Source organism: Anoxybacillus kestanbolensis, assembly GCF_001996285.1.
GTDB classification, from domain to species: Bacteria; Bacillota; Bacilli; order Bacillales; family Anoxybacillaceae; genus Anoxybacillus; species Anoxybacillus kestanbolensis_A.
In genome coordinates, this window is sequence record NZ_MQAD01000002.1 from 78,925 (window position 1) to 93,450 (window position 14,526).

The 14,526-nt window shown below is 42.3% G+C and carries 16 protein-coding genes; all 16 read left to right on the forward strand.

The features are described from left to right. Positions 1-3: 3 nt before the first annotated feature. The 16 genes from BO219_RS01600 to BO219_RS01675 all read left to right on the forward strand — a co-directional run bounded on the left by BO219_RS01600 (position 4) and on the right by BO219_RS01675 (position 14,515). Positions 4-1,191: a hypothetical protein gene (locus BO219_RS01600; RefSeq protein WP_077428002.1), complete on the forward strand. Its 1,188-nt coding sequence runs from the start codon at positions 4-6 to the stop codon at positions 1,189-1,191. Continuing rightward, the gene (locus BO219_RS01605) at positions 1,188-1,934 is read left to right on the forward strand and encodes a PRC-barrel domain-containing protein (RefSeq protein ID WP_077428004.1); all 747 of its coding nucleotides are present in this window, start codon (positions 1,188-1,190) and stop codon (positions 1,932-1,934) included. Before BO219_RS01600 ends, BO219_RS01605 begins: the two co-directional genes overlap by 4 nt. A 13-nt stretch (positions 1,935-1,947) precedes the next feature. After that, a complete protein-coding gene (locus tag BO219_RS01610; protein ID WP_077428006.1) occupies positions 1,948-3,192 on the forward strand; it encodes a VanW family protein in 1,245 nt (414 codons plus the stop codon). Next, positions 3,189-4,850, forward strand: coding sequence for a GspE/PulE family protein (locus BO219_RS01615; protein WP_077428008.1), 1,662 nt, complete (start codon positions 3,189-3,191; stop codon positions 4,848-4,850). The genes BO219_RS01610 and BO219_RS01615 overlap by 4 nt, the downstream gene beginning before the upstream one ends. A gap of 10 nt (positions 4,851-4,860) precedes the next feature. Then, complete coding sequence (locus BO219_RS01620; RefSeq protein WP_077428010.1) at positions 4,861-5,895, forward strand: type IV pilus twitching motility protein PilT; 1,035 nt, start codon at positions 4,861-4,863, stop codon at positions 5,893-5,895. A 6-nt stretch (positions 5,896-5,901) separates the two neighbouring features. After that, positions 5,902-7,113, forward strand: coding sequence for a type II secretion system F family protein (locus tag BO219_RS01625; protein ID WP_077428012.1), 1,212 nt, complete (start codon positions 5,902-5,904; stop codon positions 7,111-7,113). A 77-nt stretch (positions 7,114-7,190) separates the two neighbouring features. Beyond that, entirely contained in the window at positions 7,191-7,730 is a 540-nt protein-coding gene (locus tag BO219_RS01630; protein WP_077428014.1) for a prepilin-type N-terminal cleavage/methylation domain-containing protein, read from the forward strand. Positions 7,731-7,769: 39 nt separating this feature from the next. After that, on the forward strand, positions 7,770-8,519 hold the full coding sequence (locus BO219_RS01635; protein WP_077428016.1) for a prepilin peptidase: 750 nt from the start codon (positions 7,770-7,772) through the stop codon (positions 8,517-8,519). Between the two features lie 12 nt (positions 8,520-8,531). Beyond that, positions 8,532-9,500 carry a type IV pilus biogenesis protein PilM gene (gene pilM, locus BO219_RS01640; protein ID WP_077428018.1) on the forward strand — a complete coding sequence of 323 codons (969 nt, stop codon included), beginning with the start codon at positions 8,532-8,534 and terminating at the stop codon, positions 9,498-9,500. Continuing rightward, complete coding sequence (locus BO219_RS01645; protein WP_077428020.1) at positions 9,484-10,059, forward strand: PilN domain-containing protein; 576 nt, start codon at positions 9,484-9,486, stop codon at positions 10,057-10,059. The genes pilM and BO219_RS01645 overlap by 17 nt, the downstream gene beginning before the upstream one ends. Continuing rightward, positions 10,056-10,682, forward strand: a complete 627-nt coding sequence (gene pilO, locus BO219_RS01650) for a type 4a pilus biogenesis protein PilO (RefSeq protein ID WP_077428022.1) — start codon at positions 10,056-10,058, stop codon at positions 10,680-10,682. The genes BO219_RS01645 and pilO overlap by 4 nt, the downstream gene beginning before the upstream one ends. Before the next feature lie 13 nt (positions 10,683-10,695). Then, entirely contained in the window at positions 10,696-11,136 is a 441-nt protein-coding gene (locus BO219_RS01655; RefSeq protein WP_077428024.1) for a type II secretion system protein, read from the forward strand. Positions 11,137-11,241: 105 nt separating this feature from the next. Then, a complete protein-coding gene (locus BO219_RS01660) occupies positions 11,242-12,024 on the forward strand; it encodes an SPOR domain-containing protein (protein ID WP_077428065.1) in 783 nt (260 codons plus the stop codon). 111 nt (positions 12,025-12,135) lie between these two features. Further along, a complete protein-coding gene (locus BO219_RS01665; protein ID WP_077428026.1) occupies positions 12,136-12,705 on the forward strand; it encodes a Maf family protein in 570 nt (189 codons plus the stop codon). 28 nt (positions 12,706-12,733) lie between these two features. Further along, entirely contained in the window at positions 12,734-13,408 is a 675-nt protein-coding gene (gene radC / locus BO219_RS01670; RefSeq protein ID WP_006320431.1) for a RadC family protein, read from the forward strand. 84 nt (positions 13,409-13,492) lie between these two features. Continuing rightward, positions 13,493-14,515 carry a rod shape-determining protein gene (locus tag BO219_RS01675; protein ID WP_077428028.1) on the forward strand — a complete coding sequence of 341 codons (1,023 nt, stop codon included), beginning with the start codon at positions 13,493-13,495 and terminating at the stop codon, positions 14,513-14,515. Positions 14,516-14,526 lie beyond the last annotated feature (11 nt).

Genomic DNA, 14,526 nt, shown 5'->3' on the forward strand with positions numbered 1-14,526 from the left:
GATTTGCCGTATTTATTCTTCGTGATCTTTTTTCTCATATTAATCCCCATCTATATTCGCTTACCATTTGGATGGACAAAAAAAGGGATTGCACTTTTATTAACGGTCGCTTGTTTATTAAGCGTTTTTGGCATGATTGCGATCGAGCAATTTCCACTTTGGCAAGCCGCATTATTTCTTTTTCTTTTAGTTGTCACAAGCACATATTTACTTGAACAAAAGCTCGGTCACTTATTTTATGCGCGCATATATGAACATGATTTAATTGTTGAAGGCGACGAAAAAGACGAGCAAGAAAACGAACTACCGTCTGCTATAGAAGAGGTGGTCGAGCAACAAAATGAGGAGATTCGACAAGAAGAAATCGAAAACGTCGATGAGGAATGGTTTCAAAGGGAATGGCCTGAAGAAATTGAACAACAAGCCTCTATTGAACCGCTCCGTGAAAATGACTTTGATCATATGATTGAGCCGATAGAAAGTGTAGATGACGTCATTGAGCCGTTACATATGGTAGACAGTGACGATACAAGTGTAAACGAAACAACCGAAGACGTGGCAGAACAACAGTGGCTTGATTTGCTCAGTGAAAAAAATATGGAGATTATACATGATCAAAATGAAATGAAGGAAGAAAAAGATAGTCAGCTACTCGACATCGAAACGATTGCTGTCGTCGAAGAAACGAGCGAGCATATGGTAGATGAATCGTATCGCATTGAGCCGATTGTAGAAGACGATGATATACATACGGAAGCGAGTGCTGATATGGTAGAAGAACAAGAAAGTATTCAAAGCGTTGAGGAAGCAGTAGAGCAAGTGAGCGAAGAAGAACAAGGAACGGCCGATGATGAATGTGTAACAGTAGAAGAAAACAATGAAGAGGTGCATATGCTCCCGAGACCGTTCATGAAAAATTTACTTGCTTCTTTATACGCGATGCGTCCATTGTTGTCGGACGAACAATATGAACAGCTTATTCATAAACATTTACATCCTCGCTTACACGAACAAGATTATTACACATTTGCCAATGTATTAATGGAGCATTACGTTGCTTCGAAACAATATGAAAAGCTATATGATGTCGCGAAACAATTGTACGGGCAATATGAGCTTTACCCGATGATCCAACAACAATTAGCACATATGATACATTATGCTGAACAAAAAATGGGGTGGAAAAAATGAAAAGTAGCGCACAAGTTATCGGTCTTCCAGTCATTAGTATTCAAAACGGAGTACAACTCGGACAAGTAAAGTCTCTTGTGGTAAATCCAGAAAAAGGAACGATTGATTTTCTAATCGTTGATCAAGAAAATTGGGAAATTAGTATGAAAGCGATTCCGTTTCGACATGTGATCGGAATTGGGGAATTTGCTGTAACGGTTGAAGAAGAGCGAGCTGTCCTTGATTTAAACGTCATTCCGATTGCGAATGAGCTTGTTAATAAAAAAATTACGATTAAACAAGCGAAAGTGATGACAAGAAAAGGACAATTGCTTGGGGAAGCAACGGAATTTTATATGGACGAAGAAACAGGACACATCACAGGAATCGAAGTGCAAATTGGAAACGAGTTGCGCATCGTTCGCGCTGATCATGTCATTACGTATGGAAAAGATTTGTTGATTGTTCATGAAGATGCACAACAGACGCTCGTTTCAAACGTTGATGAGTTAGTGACATTAAAAGGGACACAAGTGGAACCTCTTATCGAACAAATCGTCCCAACAACAGTTGATAACGAACTTGATGAACTGCGTCAAAAACAAATCGATATGTTAAAAGGAAAACGAGTATTAAAAGATATTGTTGATGTCAATGGTCAAGTGCTCATTTCAAAAGATACAATTTTAACGAAAGAACATATTATTCGCGCACAAGAAGAAGGACCAGATATTGTGATCGAGCTATCGATGAACGTCGAGTAAGGAGGCGTATGTCATGCGCCAAACCGTTTCGCTAAAGTTGTTTTTTACGTTGCTTTTGACCGTTTCATATTTACTGACAACTACAAAAGTGGCGACATGGGCGTACGAGTCGTTTATCAGTCATGACACATTTGCTGAAGGAACGATGATCGGTCCTGTTGATTTATCGAATCGTTCACGGGAAGAAGCGTATGAACGAATGAATGAAAAAGTGACTGAGTGGAAGCAATCCGCAACGATCAAACTCGTACTAGAGAAAAAAGAAGCCACGGTACAAACGGATTATTTTTCATTTCATATCGAGGAGAGCATGAAACAGGCGGTAAGCGGAAAGCGCACCCCTCTCCTCGTTTCTGTTGATGGACAAGCGTTGCAAGACGCCATTTCTTCTATTGGTGCATCAAGTGATTGGATTGATGTGGAGAAGGTAAAAAATCAATTAGAACAAACAGCGGCTTCGCTTACATCTGCTCAACTATCGCTTCAGCAATACGTTCGGGAGGATATGCAACAAGAAACGGTTTTATCGCAAGCCACGATTCCATCGCATGAAGAGCTTCGTGCAATATCGCAAACAACAATGACAATTGAGCCAAAACAAGTATTTTCTGTTTTGGACTTTTTTAAAAAACAAGGTTTAGGTATATCTAAAGAAGCGATGACGTTATTTGCATCTGCACTATATGAAACGATAATACCGACAAATTTTGAAATTGTTGAACGGCATACGAGCGCTGTATTGCCAAACGGAGTGAAAGCAGGATTTGAAGCGGCTGTTGAACAAAATAAAAAGGACTTTATTTTTTTTAATCCAAACGATCGAGCGTACACGTTCGAATGGAAAATGGAAGGCGATCGAATGCAAGTGACTTTGATCGGTCCACCTTTTATTTATCAATACGCGCTAAAAACAGATCCGATCGAGTATTATGATCCGAAAACGATTGTGCAATATAGTGCATTGTTGAAACCAAATGAAAAACGAATGAAAGAAGAAGGAAAAAAAGGCATGCTCATTCGTTTGTATAAAGAAGTGTACGATCGAAACCGCACATTAGTCGAAACGGTGCTCGTTTCGGAAGATTTTTATCCGCCTGTTCATCGCGTTGAATTGCGCGGATTACAAGCGGGAGTCAATAACGGAGCGAGTGAAATGCCACCCCCAAGTGACACACCTTCAGAGCAGCCACCACAACAAGATGACATATGGGGAAATGAAAACGAGCAAATCAAAGGAAATGAGGATGAGACCTCATGAAAAAGCAAGAGCGAAAACGATTAGGTGATTTGTTAATTGAAGCAGGGCTCATTACGAGAGAACAGCTTGAAGAAACGTTAAAAGAAAAAGCCCCTGGGCAAAAATTAGGCGATGCGTTGTTGCAACGCGGCTATATTACGGAACAACAATTAATTGAAGTATTAGAGTTCCAACTCGGTATTCCACATGTCAGCTTATATCGTTATCCAATTGATCCGAAATTAATGAACCTTGTGCCGAAAGAATTTGCGAAACGAAATATGCTTATTCCTTTAAAGCAAGAAGGAGATCGGCTATTTGTCGCGATGGCAGATCCGATGGACTTTTTTGCGATCGATGATCTGCGCCTGTCGACAGGTTTTCATATCGAAGTGGCCATTGCCTCAAAGGACGATATTTTACGAGCCATTAATAAGTATTATGATATTGATGACTCGGTTGAAGAGTTTTTAAACATCGCTCCTCAACAAGAGGTGCGTGAGCAAGAGAAGCTTGTTGAAGATGACTCGCCGATCGTAAAGCTTGTCAATCAAATTTTACAAATGGCAGTTGAACAGCGAGCTAGTGATATTCATATTGACCCACATGAGACGAAAGTCGTTATTCGTTATCGCATTGACGGAATTTTACGCACGGAGCGAGCGTTGCCAAAACATATGCAAGGAATGTTAACGGCGCGCATTAAAATTTTAGCGAATATGGACATTACAGAACACCGTGTTCCGCAAGATGGACGTATTAAAATGAACATCGATTTTCATCCGATTGATTTGCGCGTATCGACACTGCCGACGATTTACGGTGAAAAAATCGTTATGCGCGTGCTTGATTTAGGAGCAGCGTTAAATGATTTAAATAAGCTCGGTTTTAATAAAATAAACTTACAGCGATTTATTCAACTCATTGAACAACCAACAGGCATCGTGTTAATTACAGGACCGACTGGTTCGGGAAAATCGTCGACACTTTATGCCGCGTTAAATCGATTGAACGGCGAACATGTGAACATTATTACAATTGAAGACCCTGTCGAATATCAGCTTGAAGGGGTGAACCAAATTCAAGTCAACCCAAACGTCGGAATGACGTTTGCAGAAGGATTGCGTTCCATTTTGCGACAAGACCCAAACATTATTATGGTTGGGGAAATTCGTGACCGTGAAACAGCGGAAGTAGCGATTCGTGCGTCTTTAACAGGGCATCTTGTGTTAAGTACGTTACATACGAACGACGCATTAAGCACGGTCGCGCGTTTAATTGATATGGGCGTCGAGCCGTTTTTAGTTGCGACGTCGCTTTCAGGAGTCGTTTCCCAACGTCTCGTGCGCCGTGTTTGTCGTGATTGTCAAGAAGAACACGAACCGACAAAGCGGGAAATCGATATTTTTGCACGCCGCGGTTTGAAAATTGAAAAAGTGATACGTGGTCGCGGTTGTCCAACGTGCAATATGACCGGATATAAAGGGCGTATCGCGCTACATGAATTAATGGTTATGTCTGATGATATGCGAAAAGTGATTTTAAACGGTGAACCACTTTCGAAATTGCGTGAAATTGCGATCAAAAATAAAATGATTTTTTTAATTGATGATGGGCTATTAAAAGTCAAACAAGGGCTGACGACAACGGAAGAAGTGTTGCGTGTAAGCATTTTATAAGGTGATGAAGATGAAACAAAAAGTAGATGCGATGTTGCGTGCTGCATTTGAATTAAAAGCATCTGATATTCATTTAACGGTCGGTATTCCTCCGATTTTTCGCATTAACGGAGATTTGAAACGATATGGGCAAGATGTGTTGTCGCCAACCGATACAGAACAAATGGCAAAAGCGATCGTTCCAGAGCATATGTGGACGCGCTTTGAAACAGACGGCGAATTAGATTTGTCATATAGTCTTTCAGGTGTGTCACGCTTTCGTGTCAACGTGTTTAAACAACGTGGTTGCATATCGCTTGCTATTCGTATCGTGCCGACAAAAATTCCATCGCTTGAAGAATTGCAACTACCAGATGTATTAAAAAAGATGGTCACAAAACCTCAAGGCCTCATTCTCGTGACAGGACCGACGGGGAGCGGAAAATCGACAACGTTAGCTGCGATGATTGATTATATGAATAAAACGATGCGCAAACATATTATTACGCTTGAAGATCCGATTGAATACGTGCATAAACACGGGGGATGTGTCATTGATCAGCGCGAAGTTGGAACGGATACAAACAACTTCGCAAACGGGTTGCGGGCAGCGCTTCGTCAAGACCCAGACGTCATTTTAGTCGGCGAAATGCGCGATTTAGAAACGATTCAAACGGCAATTACCGCCGCAGAAACAGGACATCTTGTTTTCGGGACGCTTCATACGTCAAGTGCCCCTGCGACGATTGACCGAATTATTGATGTATTTCAACCAGAACAACAGGCACAAATTCGCATTCAGTTGGCGACAGTTTTAGTTTCCATTATTTCACAACGACTATTTCCGCGTGCACAAAAAAACGGAAGAATTGCAGCGACCGAGATTTTAATTAACAATGCAGCCGTTGCGAATCTAATTCGCAACGGGAAAATTCATCAAATTCCGAGCGTTATGCAGACGAATCGCGCGCTTGGCATGCATACACTTGAGGCGAACATTAAAGAGCTTGTCCAACAAGGACTGATTGCAAGAGAAACGGTTGAGCCGTACTTGCAGGAAGGATGATGACAAATGGCGCAATTTCGCTATGAAGCGCGTGATATGCGCGGACGAGTAAAAAAAGGGACGATTGTTGCTTCGTCACGTCGCGATGTGATGATGAAACTTCGTGAACAACGGTTGAAAGTGATCGACGTACGCGAAGTGCCACAAACGTTATTAACGAAAGAAATTACATTCGGTAACCCCGTCAAACTACAACATTTCGTTATTTATTTACGTCAATTTGCTACGCTTTTAAAAGCGGGAGTGACGATTGTAGATGCTACGCGCATTTTAGCGGAACAAACGGAAAGTAAAGCGTTAAAAAAAGCGCTCGTTCACATTGAGGAACGATTAAGAAGCGGTCAACCGCTATCTACAGCAATGACTGATCATCCGAACATTTTTCCACCGCTCGTCAGCAATATGATTCGCGCAGGGGAAGCGAGCGGAAGTATGGATGAAACGCTTGAGAGGCTCGCCGATCATTTTGAAAAAGTGCATCGAACGCGACAAAAAATTGTTTCCGCTTTGGCTTATCCTGTTGTTGTTGGCATCATTGCGGTCATCGTCGTCATCTTTTTGCTCGTTCAAGTCGTTCCGACATTCGTTTCGATGTTTGCTGATTTCGGTGCTGATTTGCCAGCGATTACGAAGTTTGTGCTACGTGCAAGTGAAGTGATGCAAACTTATTGGTGGGGCGTCATTTTACTTATGTTGATCATGTACGGCTTACTTCTATTGTTAAAAAAGCAAAAAAAGACGAAATATTATTTAGATGTGATCGTATTACGTATGCCGATTTTTGGTAGCATGATGCAAAAAGCGGTGCTTGCTCGTATGACGCGTACGTTAAGCTCGTTATTTTCAAGCGCTGTCCCTATTTTACAGGCGCTTGCGATCGTTGAAGAAGTTGTGGAAAACGAGGTGGTTGCTCGCGTCATTCGCACATCTCGTGATGCGCTAGAGCGAGGGGAATCGTTGACCGAGCCAATGAAGCGGCATTGGGCGTTCCCCCCTCTTGTAACACAAATGATTGCGATCGGAGAGCAAACGGGTTCACTTGATGCGATGCTTGCGAAAGTTGCCGACTTTTATGAAGCGGAAGTCGAAGCGGCTACCGATCGTTTAAAATCGCTTATTGAACCGCTTATGATCGTCTTGCTTGCCGGCGTTGTCGGGACGATTGTCACATCCATTTTAGTCCCGATGTTCGATATATTTAATCATATTCAACAATAAAACTAGTACTTTTCAACTAGATTACTGGTGTTGTAAAATGATGAGAGAGATTATAAAAATTGCAAAGGAGAGGAATTATGTTAAAGAAATTGATTCGCAATGAAAAAGGTTTAACATTAATTGAGTTGTTGGCGGTTATCGTTATTTTAGGGATTATTGCAGCTATTGCAATTCCGAGCATCGGGGGATTAATTGACAACTCGAAAAAAGATGCGCACGTAGCAAACGCCCAGCAAATGATTAACGCGGCGAAAATTGCTGTAACGGCGGACAAAAGTCTGATTCCGGCTAATGGAAAAGCGAAGACAATCTCCCTTAAATATTTAGAAGATAATGGATATTTAGAAACTGCAAAAGATCCTGATGGGGGAACATATACAAGAGATAACAACGGTGGGGTATCTGCTGATTTAGATATTACGGGAACTCCTGTAAAAGATGGTACAATTACTGAACCTAATGGCGATTCCTATGTTGTTATTATTAATGATAATACAAAGTTGCATTACCGTGTTAAGCTTGTTAATGGAAATAGAGGAGTCCAAACAGGTGGAACAAGCGGAGCAGCAGGTAAAGCAGTAAAGGAAGAAAATTTAAAACGTTCAGAAGTTCGGTAATTGGATAAATTAAAATTTTTTAGTTTAGAGTGATTGCATATGTTGGCTTTTATTTCCTTTCTCCTCGGTCTTCTTCTCGGTTCTTTTTATAACGTTGTCGGGTTAAGGGTGCCGAAAGGGGAGTCGATTGTTGCGCCGCGTTCGCATTGTCCGTCTTGTAAGCGAACGTTAACGGCGTTTGAATTAATTCCGGTTGTTTCGTATGTGTTACAAAAAGGGAAATGTCGCGCATGTTCGGCGCGCATTTCCTTTGTTTATCCGTTCATTGAGCTGTCCACGGCGACATTGTTTGCGCTCGCCCCGCTTTTTGTCGGTTGGTCGGCGGAAGTAGCCGTTAGTTGGACGCTCATTTCTTTATTCGTTATTATTTTCGTTTCTGATGTGCATTATATGATTATTCCAAACCGTGTTTTATCATTTTTCGCCCCGCTTCTTCTTATTGAGCGTCTATGGTTTGCGCCGCTTACTCCGTGGTGGGATAGTTTGCTTGGAAGTGCTATCGGATTTATGACGTTATTTCTTATTGCGCTCGTGAGTAAAGGTGGCATGGGTGGTGGAGATATTAAACTGTTTGCCGTGATCGGTTTGGCGCTTGGGGTCAAACTGACGATTTTAGCGTTCTTTTTATCGACGCTCGTCGGGACAATATTCGGGCTTGTCGGCATGGCGATGGGGCGTGTGAAGCGTGGTGAACCGATGCCGTTTGGACCGGCCATTGTCGTTGGTACACTTGTCGCTTATTTTTTTGGTGAAACGATCATCGATGCGTATGTTAAGGTTATGATGTAAGGAGAACAAACTATGCGGTTTTTTTCGATGAAAAATAAAGTAGGCAACATCGTCATAAAAGATCATGTTATTCGCTACGTAGAACTTAAACAAAAGCAACCGCTTGTTTTGCATACGTGCGAGGAATGGCCGCTTCCAGAAGGGATTGTGCGCGACGGAAAAATTGTTAATGAAGAACAGCTTACCGAAGTGTTAGAACAATGCGTGGACGAATGGAAAATAAAACATCGCCGCGTTCGTTTTCTCGTTCCTGATCCGCTCGTAGTCATTCGAAAAATATCGTTGCCAAAAGACGTGGACGTCGAAGATATACGCAGTTATTTATTTATGGAAATTGGCGCGACCATTCCACTTCCGTTTGAAGATGCGGTATTTGATTATGTGGTGCTTGAGAAAACGAAAGAAGCGCTCCACGTTTTATTATTTGCAGCTCCAGAAGCAAACGTGATGCAATATGCAGAACTGTTTGAAGCAGTTAAATTAAAACCGATTGTCGCAGATATTTCTCCGCTCAGTTTGTATCGTCTGTTTTATTCATTTGATTTAGCGAATGACGTCGATCACTTTTTATTCGTTCAATTTGATTTATCATCGTTAAACGTCAGTGTCTTTCATCAGCACCGTCCGATCTTTACACGACAGCTTGCCTTTGATTCACAATGGACATCTTGGGAAAAAACGAACGAAAGATGGAAGTGGTTAAACGAGGGTGAGCCGGAGTGGCAGCTTGAAGACGTATATAAAGAGTTAGAGCGCGTCATGAATTTTTATCGCTTTTCATTGCAGCGTGATGAAGCGCAAATTACGCGCGTCGTCGTTACCGGCGATCATCCGCTCGCTCATGCGTTTTCCGGTATGTTAAAAGATCGGCTTGATGTGGCTGTTGAAACATTGACGTTGCCGCTTTCGATCGACCCTGCTTACTATTTGCCAATCGGACTCGGATTAAAAGAGGGTAATGGATATGTTAGTAGAAATTAATTTATTGCCAAAACGCGAACGAAAATCCCGCCTTCTCCCGCTTTTATTGATCGTTGCGGCCGTGTTGTTGCTTGTGGGAGCGACAACGTTTTATTTCGTTATTCAACACATGGAACAGCAAATATCGCAATTAAAAACGGAACTCGATCAAACGAAGGCGTTGCGAATCGCGGAAGAGGAAAAACAGTCAGCAGGGACGAGTGCATCCGTCGGCGCACAGTTACAAGAAGCGATTCAATGGGCAGAACAATACCCTGTTCATACGGTCGCGCTTTTACATGAATTGATTGAGCGATTGCCAGAGCGCGGCTTTTTAATGAGCGTTTCGTACGCCCGTGATGGTGCCATTCAACTAACGGCTCAATTTGATACAACACGTGAAAGCGCCGCCTATTTACAAGCATTAAAAGAAGCATCGTTTATTGCTGATGTGAAATTAACGAGCTTAACTGCAACGGAAGGAAAATCAGAAGAAGGCACGATGCCGAGGTATGTCGGACAATTTTCCATTCAATTAAATATGGAGGAATGGAAAAAACAACAAGGAGGGAGAACATGAGAAAAGGTGTCATCGTCAGTCTCTCTCTCTTGTTAGTTGCATTGCTGTCATTTGCGCTTTATATATACGTGTACAAACCGCTCGATGATCGGCAAGAGCAATTAAAAACGGAATTACAAACCGAAAAAAAGTTGCTGCAAGCGTTGCAAAGTAAACAAACGCCAGATGAGTTGCGCGTCAGCATCGTAGAATTACAAAAACGGGTTCCCGTACAACCGTTCGTTGAACAATTTTTATTAGAAATCGAAAAAGCGGAAGCGGTATCAAATAGCATCGTGCTGTCGCTTTCATTTCAAGAGGGCGAACAAATCGAAGGAGCCCCAACTCCTATTCAAAAATTGACGGTCAGCATGTCTGTTCGTTCTCCTTCGTACTTTGCACTTGAACAATTCATCGACGTACTAGAGCGGTCAAAGCGTATCGTTTCCGTTGATTCGCTATCGTTCACCGGATATGAAGAATGGACGACGGTTATGGATGAAGTACCAGCATTGTCTTATTCCTTGACTGTATCAACATTTTATGCACCAGAATTGCGCCAATGGATTGAGCAATTACCACCACTTGATTTACCGCAACCGAGCGAAAAGCGCAATCCGTTTCCTTCACTAACGGAACAATAAAGGGGGCGGTCGAATGCAAGATGAGCGGGGAATGACGTTAATCGAACTGTTAGCTGTCATTGTCATTTTAAGTATTTTAGTTATGATTGAGACTGTCTCTGTCGTTGAGATCATTAAAAAATCGCGTGATCGAGCGTTTGTTGCGACAGCTTATACGCTCTATGAAGCTGCACGGCTTCACGTTGGTGCGCAAAAAGCAGAGTTTTTAACACCAAATGAAAGCGAGATATTGACGTATGAACAATTAGTCGCTGATGGGGTTCTTGAAGGAATTATCGATCCATACACATCGAAACGTTTGCCGCCAAATGATGATTCATACGTCATTGTGACAAAACAAAGTGACGGTACGATCACATATGCCGTTTGTTTAAAAGGGGAAACGAAGCAAATTTGTAAAGAAAACGGCGTGCCTGTCGATCAATTGTCTGTCAATGATATTCAAGACAAGTAGTGCGAAATTTGACGAAAACCTTCCGCAACGAGACGACAAATGTCTCGTTTTTTTTTTCTTTTTTTATGTTACGATGGGCGAAGAATGACAGCGGGAGGGAAAAAAATGGACAAGCCAGCGAAAAAAGCGATTGTGATTAAAGTGAACGGAAAAGAACAGCCATACACGACAGTAACAAATACGTTGCCCCAATGGTCGAGCGAAGAACATGATAAACAAAACGAAACACAGGACGAGCTTACACCATTTGAAACGGGTAAACGATATACAAAACGATCCCCTTGGCGCTCGTTTATGTTGGCAGTTGTTTTAGCAGTCGTTCTTGGGACAAGCTTCGGTTTCCTTGTGTTAACAATCATTCCGACGACTGAAAATAAACTAGCATCGCCAGCGACGTTGGAACAAGAACAAAAAGAAGAAACATCGATCGCGCAACGAACGGAAACGGTTTTTGTCATTCAAGGTGGAGTGTTTCAAGATGAAAAAGCAGCGAATGTATATGTACAAAAAATAAAGGCACAACAACGTCCGAGTGTAATGATTGGAAAACAGCCTGTTTATGTATTTTTAGGCATGGCATTGACAAAAGAGGAGGCAAAGCAAATCGCAAGTTTATACGAATCGCTCGGCATTGACACATATGTGAAAGCATGGAATGTATCCATCGACGAAAAAGAAAGTGAACCTTTTGTGATGGTCGTGTCCGCTATTAGTCGATTATTAAATAGACAGCAACTTCAAAATGAACAGTGGAAACAGCTACAGTCGTATTCGATTCATAATGAACAAATGAAAAAGGCGTATGAAGCGCTCCGCACGTTCCAACAGACAAAAGATGACGCAAAATTATGGGAAGCACAACAACATATATTACACGTTTTACATTAAGAAGCGAACAGCTTCTTTTTTTTGTCGAACCATTGTTTATTGTGTATAAATTTGGTACGATACAAGTGTATCTTCCTTGAAACAAACGCTCATGACAGAAAGGTGATGACGATGCAACTTGTATTAGCTTCTAGTTCTCCTCGCCGAAAACAACTTCTTCATATGCTTGGACTTCCGTTTGACATCCTCGTCAGCGATGTCGATGAATCGTTTGATGCAAAATTATCCCCAAGTGAAATTGTACAACAGCTCGCATATAAAAAAGCTAATGCGGTATGGCAACAAACAAGCGATGCGTGCGTCATCGGTGCAGATACGATTGTCGTATGTGAAGGAGAAGTGCTTGGAAAGCCAGTAAGCGAACAAGACGCTTTTCGTATGTTAAAACGTTTATCTGGAACGACACATGAAGTGTGGACAGGGGTAGCGATTTGTACCGCAAACGAGTGCGTGACGTTTGCTGAAAAGACGGACGTGACGTTTTGGCCGCTTTCAGACGATGACATTTGGGCATATATTGCGACGAAAGAGCCGCTTGATAAAGCAGGGGCATATGGCATTCAACAACGTGGAGCGCTTTTTGTTCAAAAAATCGATGGCGATTATTTTTCTGTTGTTGGTTTGCCGATCGCTAAACTTGCTCGCGAATTAAAAAAATTCGGATTTTGTCCATTTCGTTAAAAAAAGGTTAAAATAGAGGGGGGAACGTATGCTTATTCGTCATGTTCCGCCCGATGAACGCCCGCGTGAACGCTTGCTTTCCGAAGGACCGCAAAGCTTATCAAATCAAGAATTGTTAGCCATTTTGCTTCGCACGGGGACGAAACAATATTCTGTTCTCACACTTGCACAACATTTACTCACCCATTTTGAAGGACTCCGCCAACTAAAAGATGCAACGATTGAAGAAATGACAAGCATTAAAGGAATCGGAAAAACAAAAGCGATTCAAATTATTGCAGCGCTTGAACTCGGTCGGCGTGTGCATCAACTTCAATATGACGATCGTTACGTCATTCGCTCGCCAGAAGACGGTGCACGATACGTCATGGAAGATATGCGTTTTTTAAGTCAAGAACATTTCGTTGTGTTATATTTAAATACGAAAAACCAAGTGATGCATAAAAAAACAGTATTTATTGGCAGTTTAAATGCATCAATTGTTCATCCACGCGAAGTGTATAAAGAGGCGATAAAACGTTCGGCAGCGTCGATTATTTGCATTCATAATCATCCGTCGGGGGACCCGACACCGAGCCGCGAAGATATTGAAGTGACGCGCAGGCTCGTGGAATGTGGTCGTCTCGTCGGTATTGAGCTGCTCGATCATTTAATTATTGGCGACAAAACATATGTAAGCTTAAAAGAAAAAGGATATGTGTAAATCGTTCTCTTTTCGTTGTAATTGCGTTATAATAAGTGTCATGAGTTTTTGAAAGCATTTTGTTTCAGAAAGGAAGATACGAATATGTTTGGCATTGGATCAAGAGATCTCGGAATAGATTTAGGTACTGCAAATACGCTTGTATACGTCAAAGGAAAAGGCATTGTTTTGCGCGAGCCTTCTGTTGTCGCGCTCCAAAAAGATACGAAGCAAATTGTGGCGGTTGGAAATGAAGCAAAGCAAATGATCGGACGTACACCAGGAAATGTTGTCGCACTCCGCCCGATGAAAGACGGAGTTATTGCCGATTATGAAACGACAGCCATTATGATGAAGTACTACATTAAGCAAGCGACAAAAAATAGCGGCCTGTTTGCTGGGAAGCCGTACGTCATGGTATGCGTACCATCAGGAATTACAGCGGTAGAGGAGCGCGCGGTCATCGATGCGACGAGACAAGCAGGGGCTCGTGATGCATATACGATCGAAGAGCCATTTGCGGCGGCGATCGGAGCAAACTTGCCTGTATGGGAGCCAACAGGAAGTATGGTCGTTGACATCGGGGGTGGCACAACGGAAGTCGCTGTCATTTCTTTAGGTGGGATTGTAACGAGCCAATCCATTCGTGTTGCTGGTGATGAAATGGATGAGGCAATTATCCAGTATATTCGCAAGACGTACAATTTAATGATCGGGGAGCGCACGGCAGAAGCAATTAAAGTTGAAATTGCTTCCGCAGGAAATCCAGAAGGAATCGGAAGCATGGAAATTCGCGGTCGCGACTTATTAACAGGGTTGCCAAAAACGATTGAAATTCATGCGGAAGAAATTGCAGAGGCTTTGCGTGATACCGTATATGCGATTGTTGATTCCGTAAAAAATACGCTAGAAAAAACGCCGCCAGAGCTTGCAGCCGATATTATGGATCGCGGCATCGTGTTAACAGGTGGAGGAGCTTTGTTACGGAACTTAGATAAAGTCATTAGCCAAGAAACGAACATGCCGGTCATTATTGCCGAAAACCCGCTCGATTGCGTTGCGATCGGTACAGGAAAAGCGCTTGATCATATCCACTTATTTAAAAATAAAGCGCGGGACCATCGCTGATGCGTAAGAAG

What these genes read in the sequence shown, in the direction of transcription:
- BO219_RS01605 (WP_077428004.1), top strand. Translation starts at nt 1,188, where the DNA reads ATGAAAAGTAGCGCACAAGTTATCGGTCTTCCAGTCATTAGTATTCAA.
- BO219_RS01610 (WP_077428006.1), top strand. Translation starts at nt 1,948, where the DNA reads ATGCGCCAAACCGTTTCGCTAAAGTTGTTTTTTACGTTGCTTTTGACC.
- BO219_RS01615 (WP_077428008.1), top strand. Translation starts at nt 3,189, where the DNA reads ATGAAAAAGCAAGAGCGAAAACGATTAGGTGATTTGTTAATTGAAGCA.
- BO219_RS01620 (WP_077428010.1), top strand. Translation starts at nt 4,861, where the DNA reads ATGAAACAAAAAGTAGATGCGATGTTGCGTGCTGCATTTGAATTAAAA.
- BO219_RS01625 (WP_077428012.1), top strand. Translation starts at nt 5,902, where the DNA reads ATGGCGCAATTTCGCTATGAAGCGCGTGATATGCGCGGACGAGTAAAA.
- BO219_RS01630 (WP_077428014.1), top strand. Translation starts at nt 7,191, where the DNA reads ATGTTAAAGAAATTGATTCGCAATGAAAAAGGTTTAACATTAATTGAG.
- BO219_RS01635 (WP_077428016.1), top strand. Translation starts at nt 7,770, where the DNA reads ATGTTGGCTTTTATTTCCTTTCTCCTCGGTCTTCTTCTCGGTTCTTTT.
- pilM (WP_077428018.1), top strand. Translation starts at nt 8,532, where the DNA reads ATGCGGTTTTTTTCGATGAAAAATAAAGTAGGCAACATCGTCATAAAA.
- BO219_RS01645 (WP_077428020.1), top strand. Translation starts at nt 9,484, where the DNA reads ATGTTAGTAGAAATTAATTTATTGCCAAAACGCGAACGAAAATCCCGC.
- pilO (WP_077428022.1), top strand. Translation starts at nt 10,056, where the DNA reads ATGAGAAAAGGTGTCATCGTCAGTCTCTCTCTCTTGTTAGTTGCATTG.
- BO219_RS01655 (WP_077428024.1), top strand. Translation starts at nt 10,696, where the DNA reads ATGCAAGATGAGCGGGGAATGACGTTAATCGAACTGTTAGCTGTCATT.
- BO219_RS01660 (WP_077428065.1), top strand. Translation starts at nt 11,242, where the DNA reads ATGGACAAGCCAGCGAAAAAAGCGATTGTGATTAAAGTGAACGGAAAA.
- BO219_RS01665 (WP_077428026.1), top strand. Translation starts at nt 12,136, where the DNA reads ATGCAACTTGTATTAGCTTCTAGTTCTCCTCGCCGAAAACAACTTCTT.
- radC (WP_006320431.1), top strand. Translation starts at nt 12,734, where the DNA reads ATGCTTATTCGTCATGTTCCGCCCGATGAACGCCCGCGTGAACGCTTG.
- BO219_RS01675 (WP_077428028.1), top strand. Translation starts at nt 13,493, where the DNA reads ATGTTTGGCATTGGATCAAGAGATCTCGGAATAGATTTAGGTACTGCA.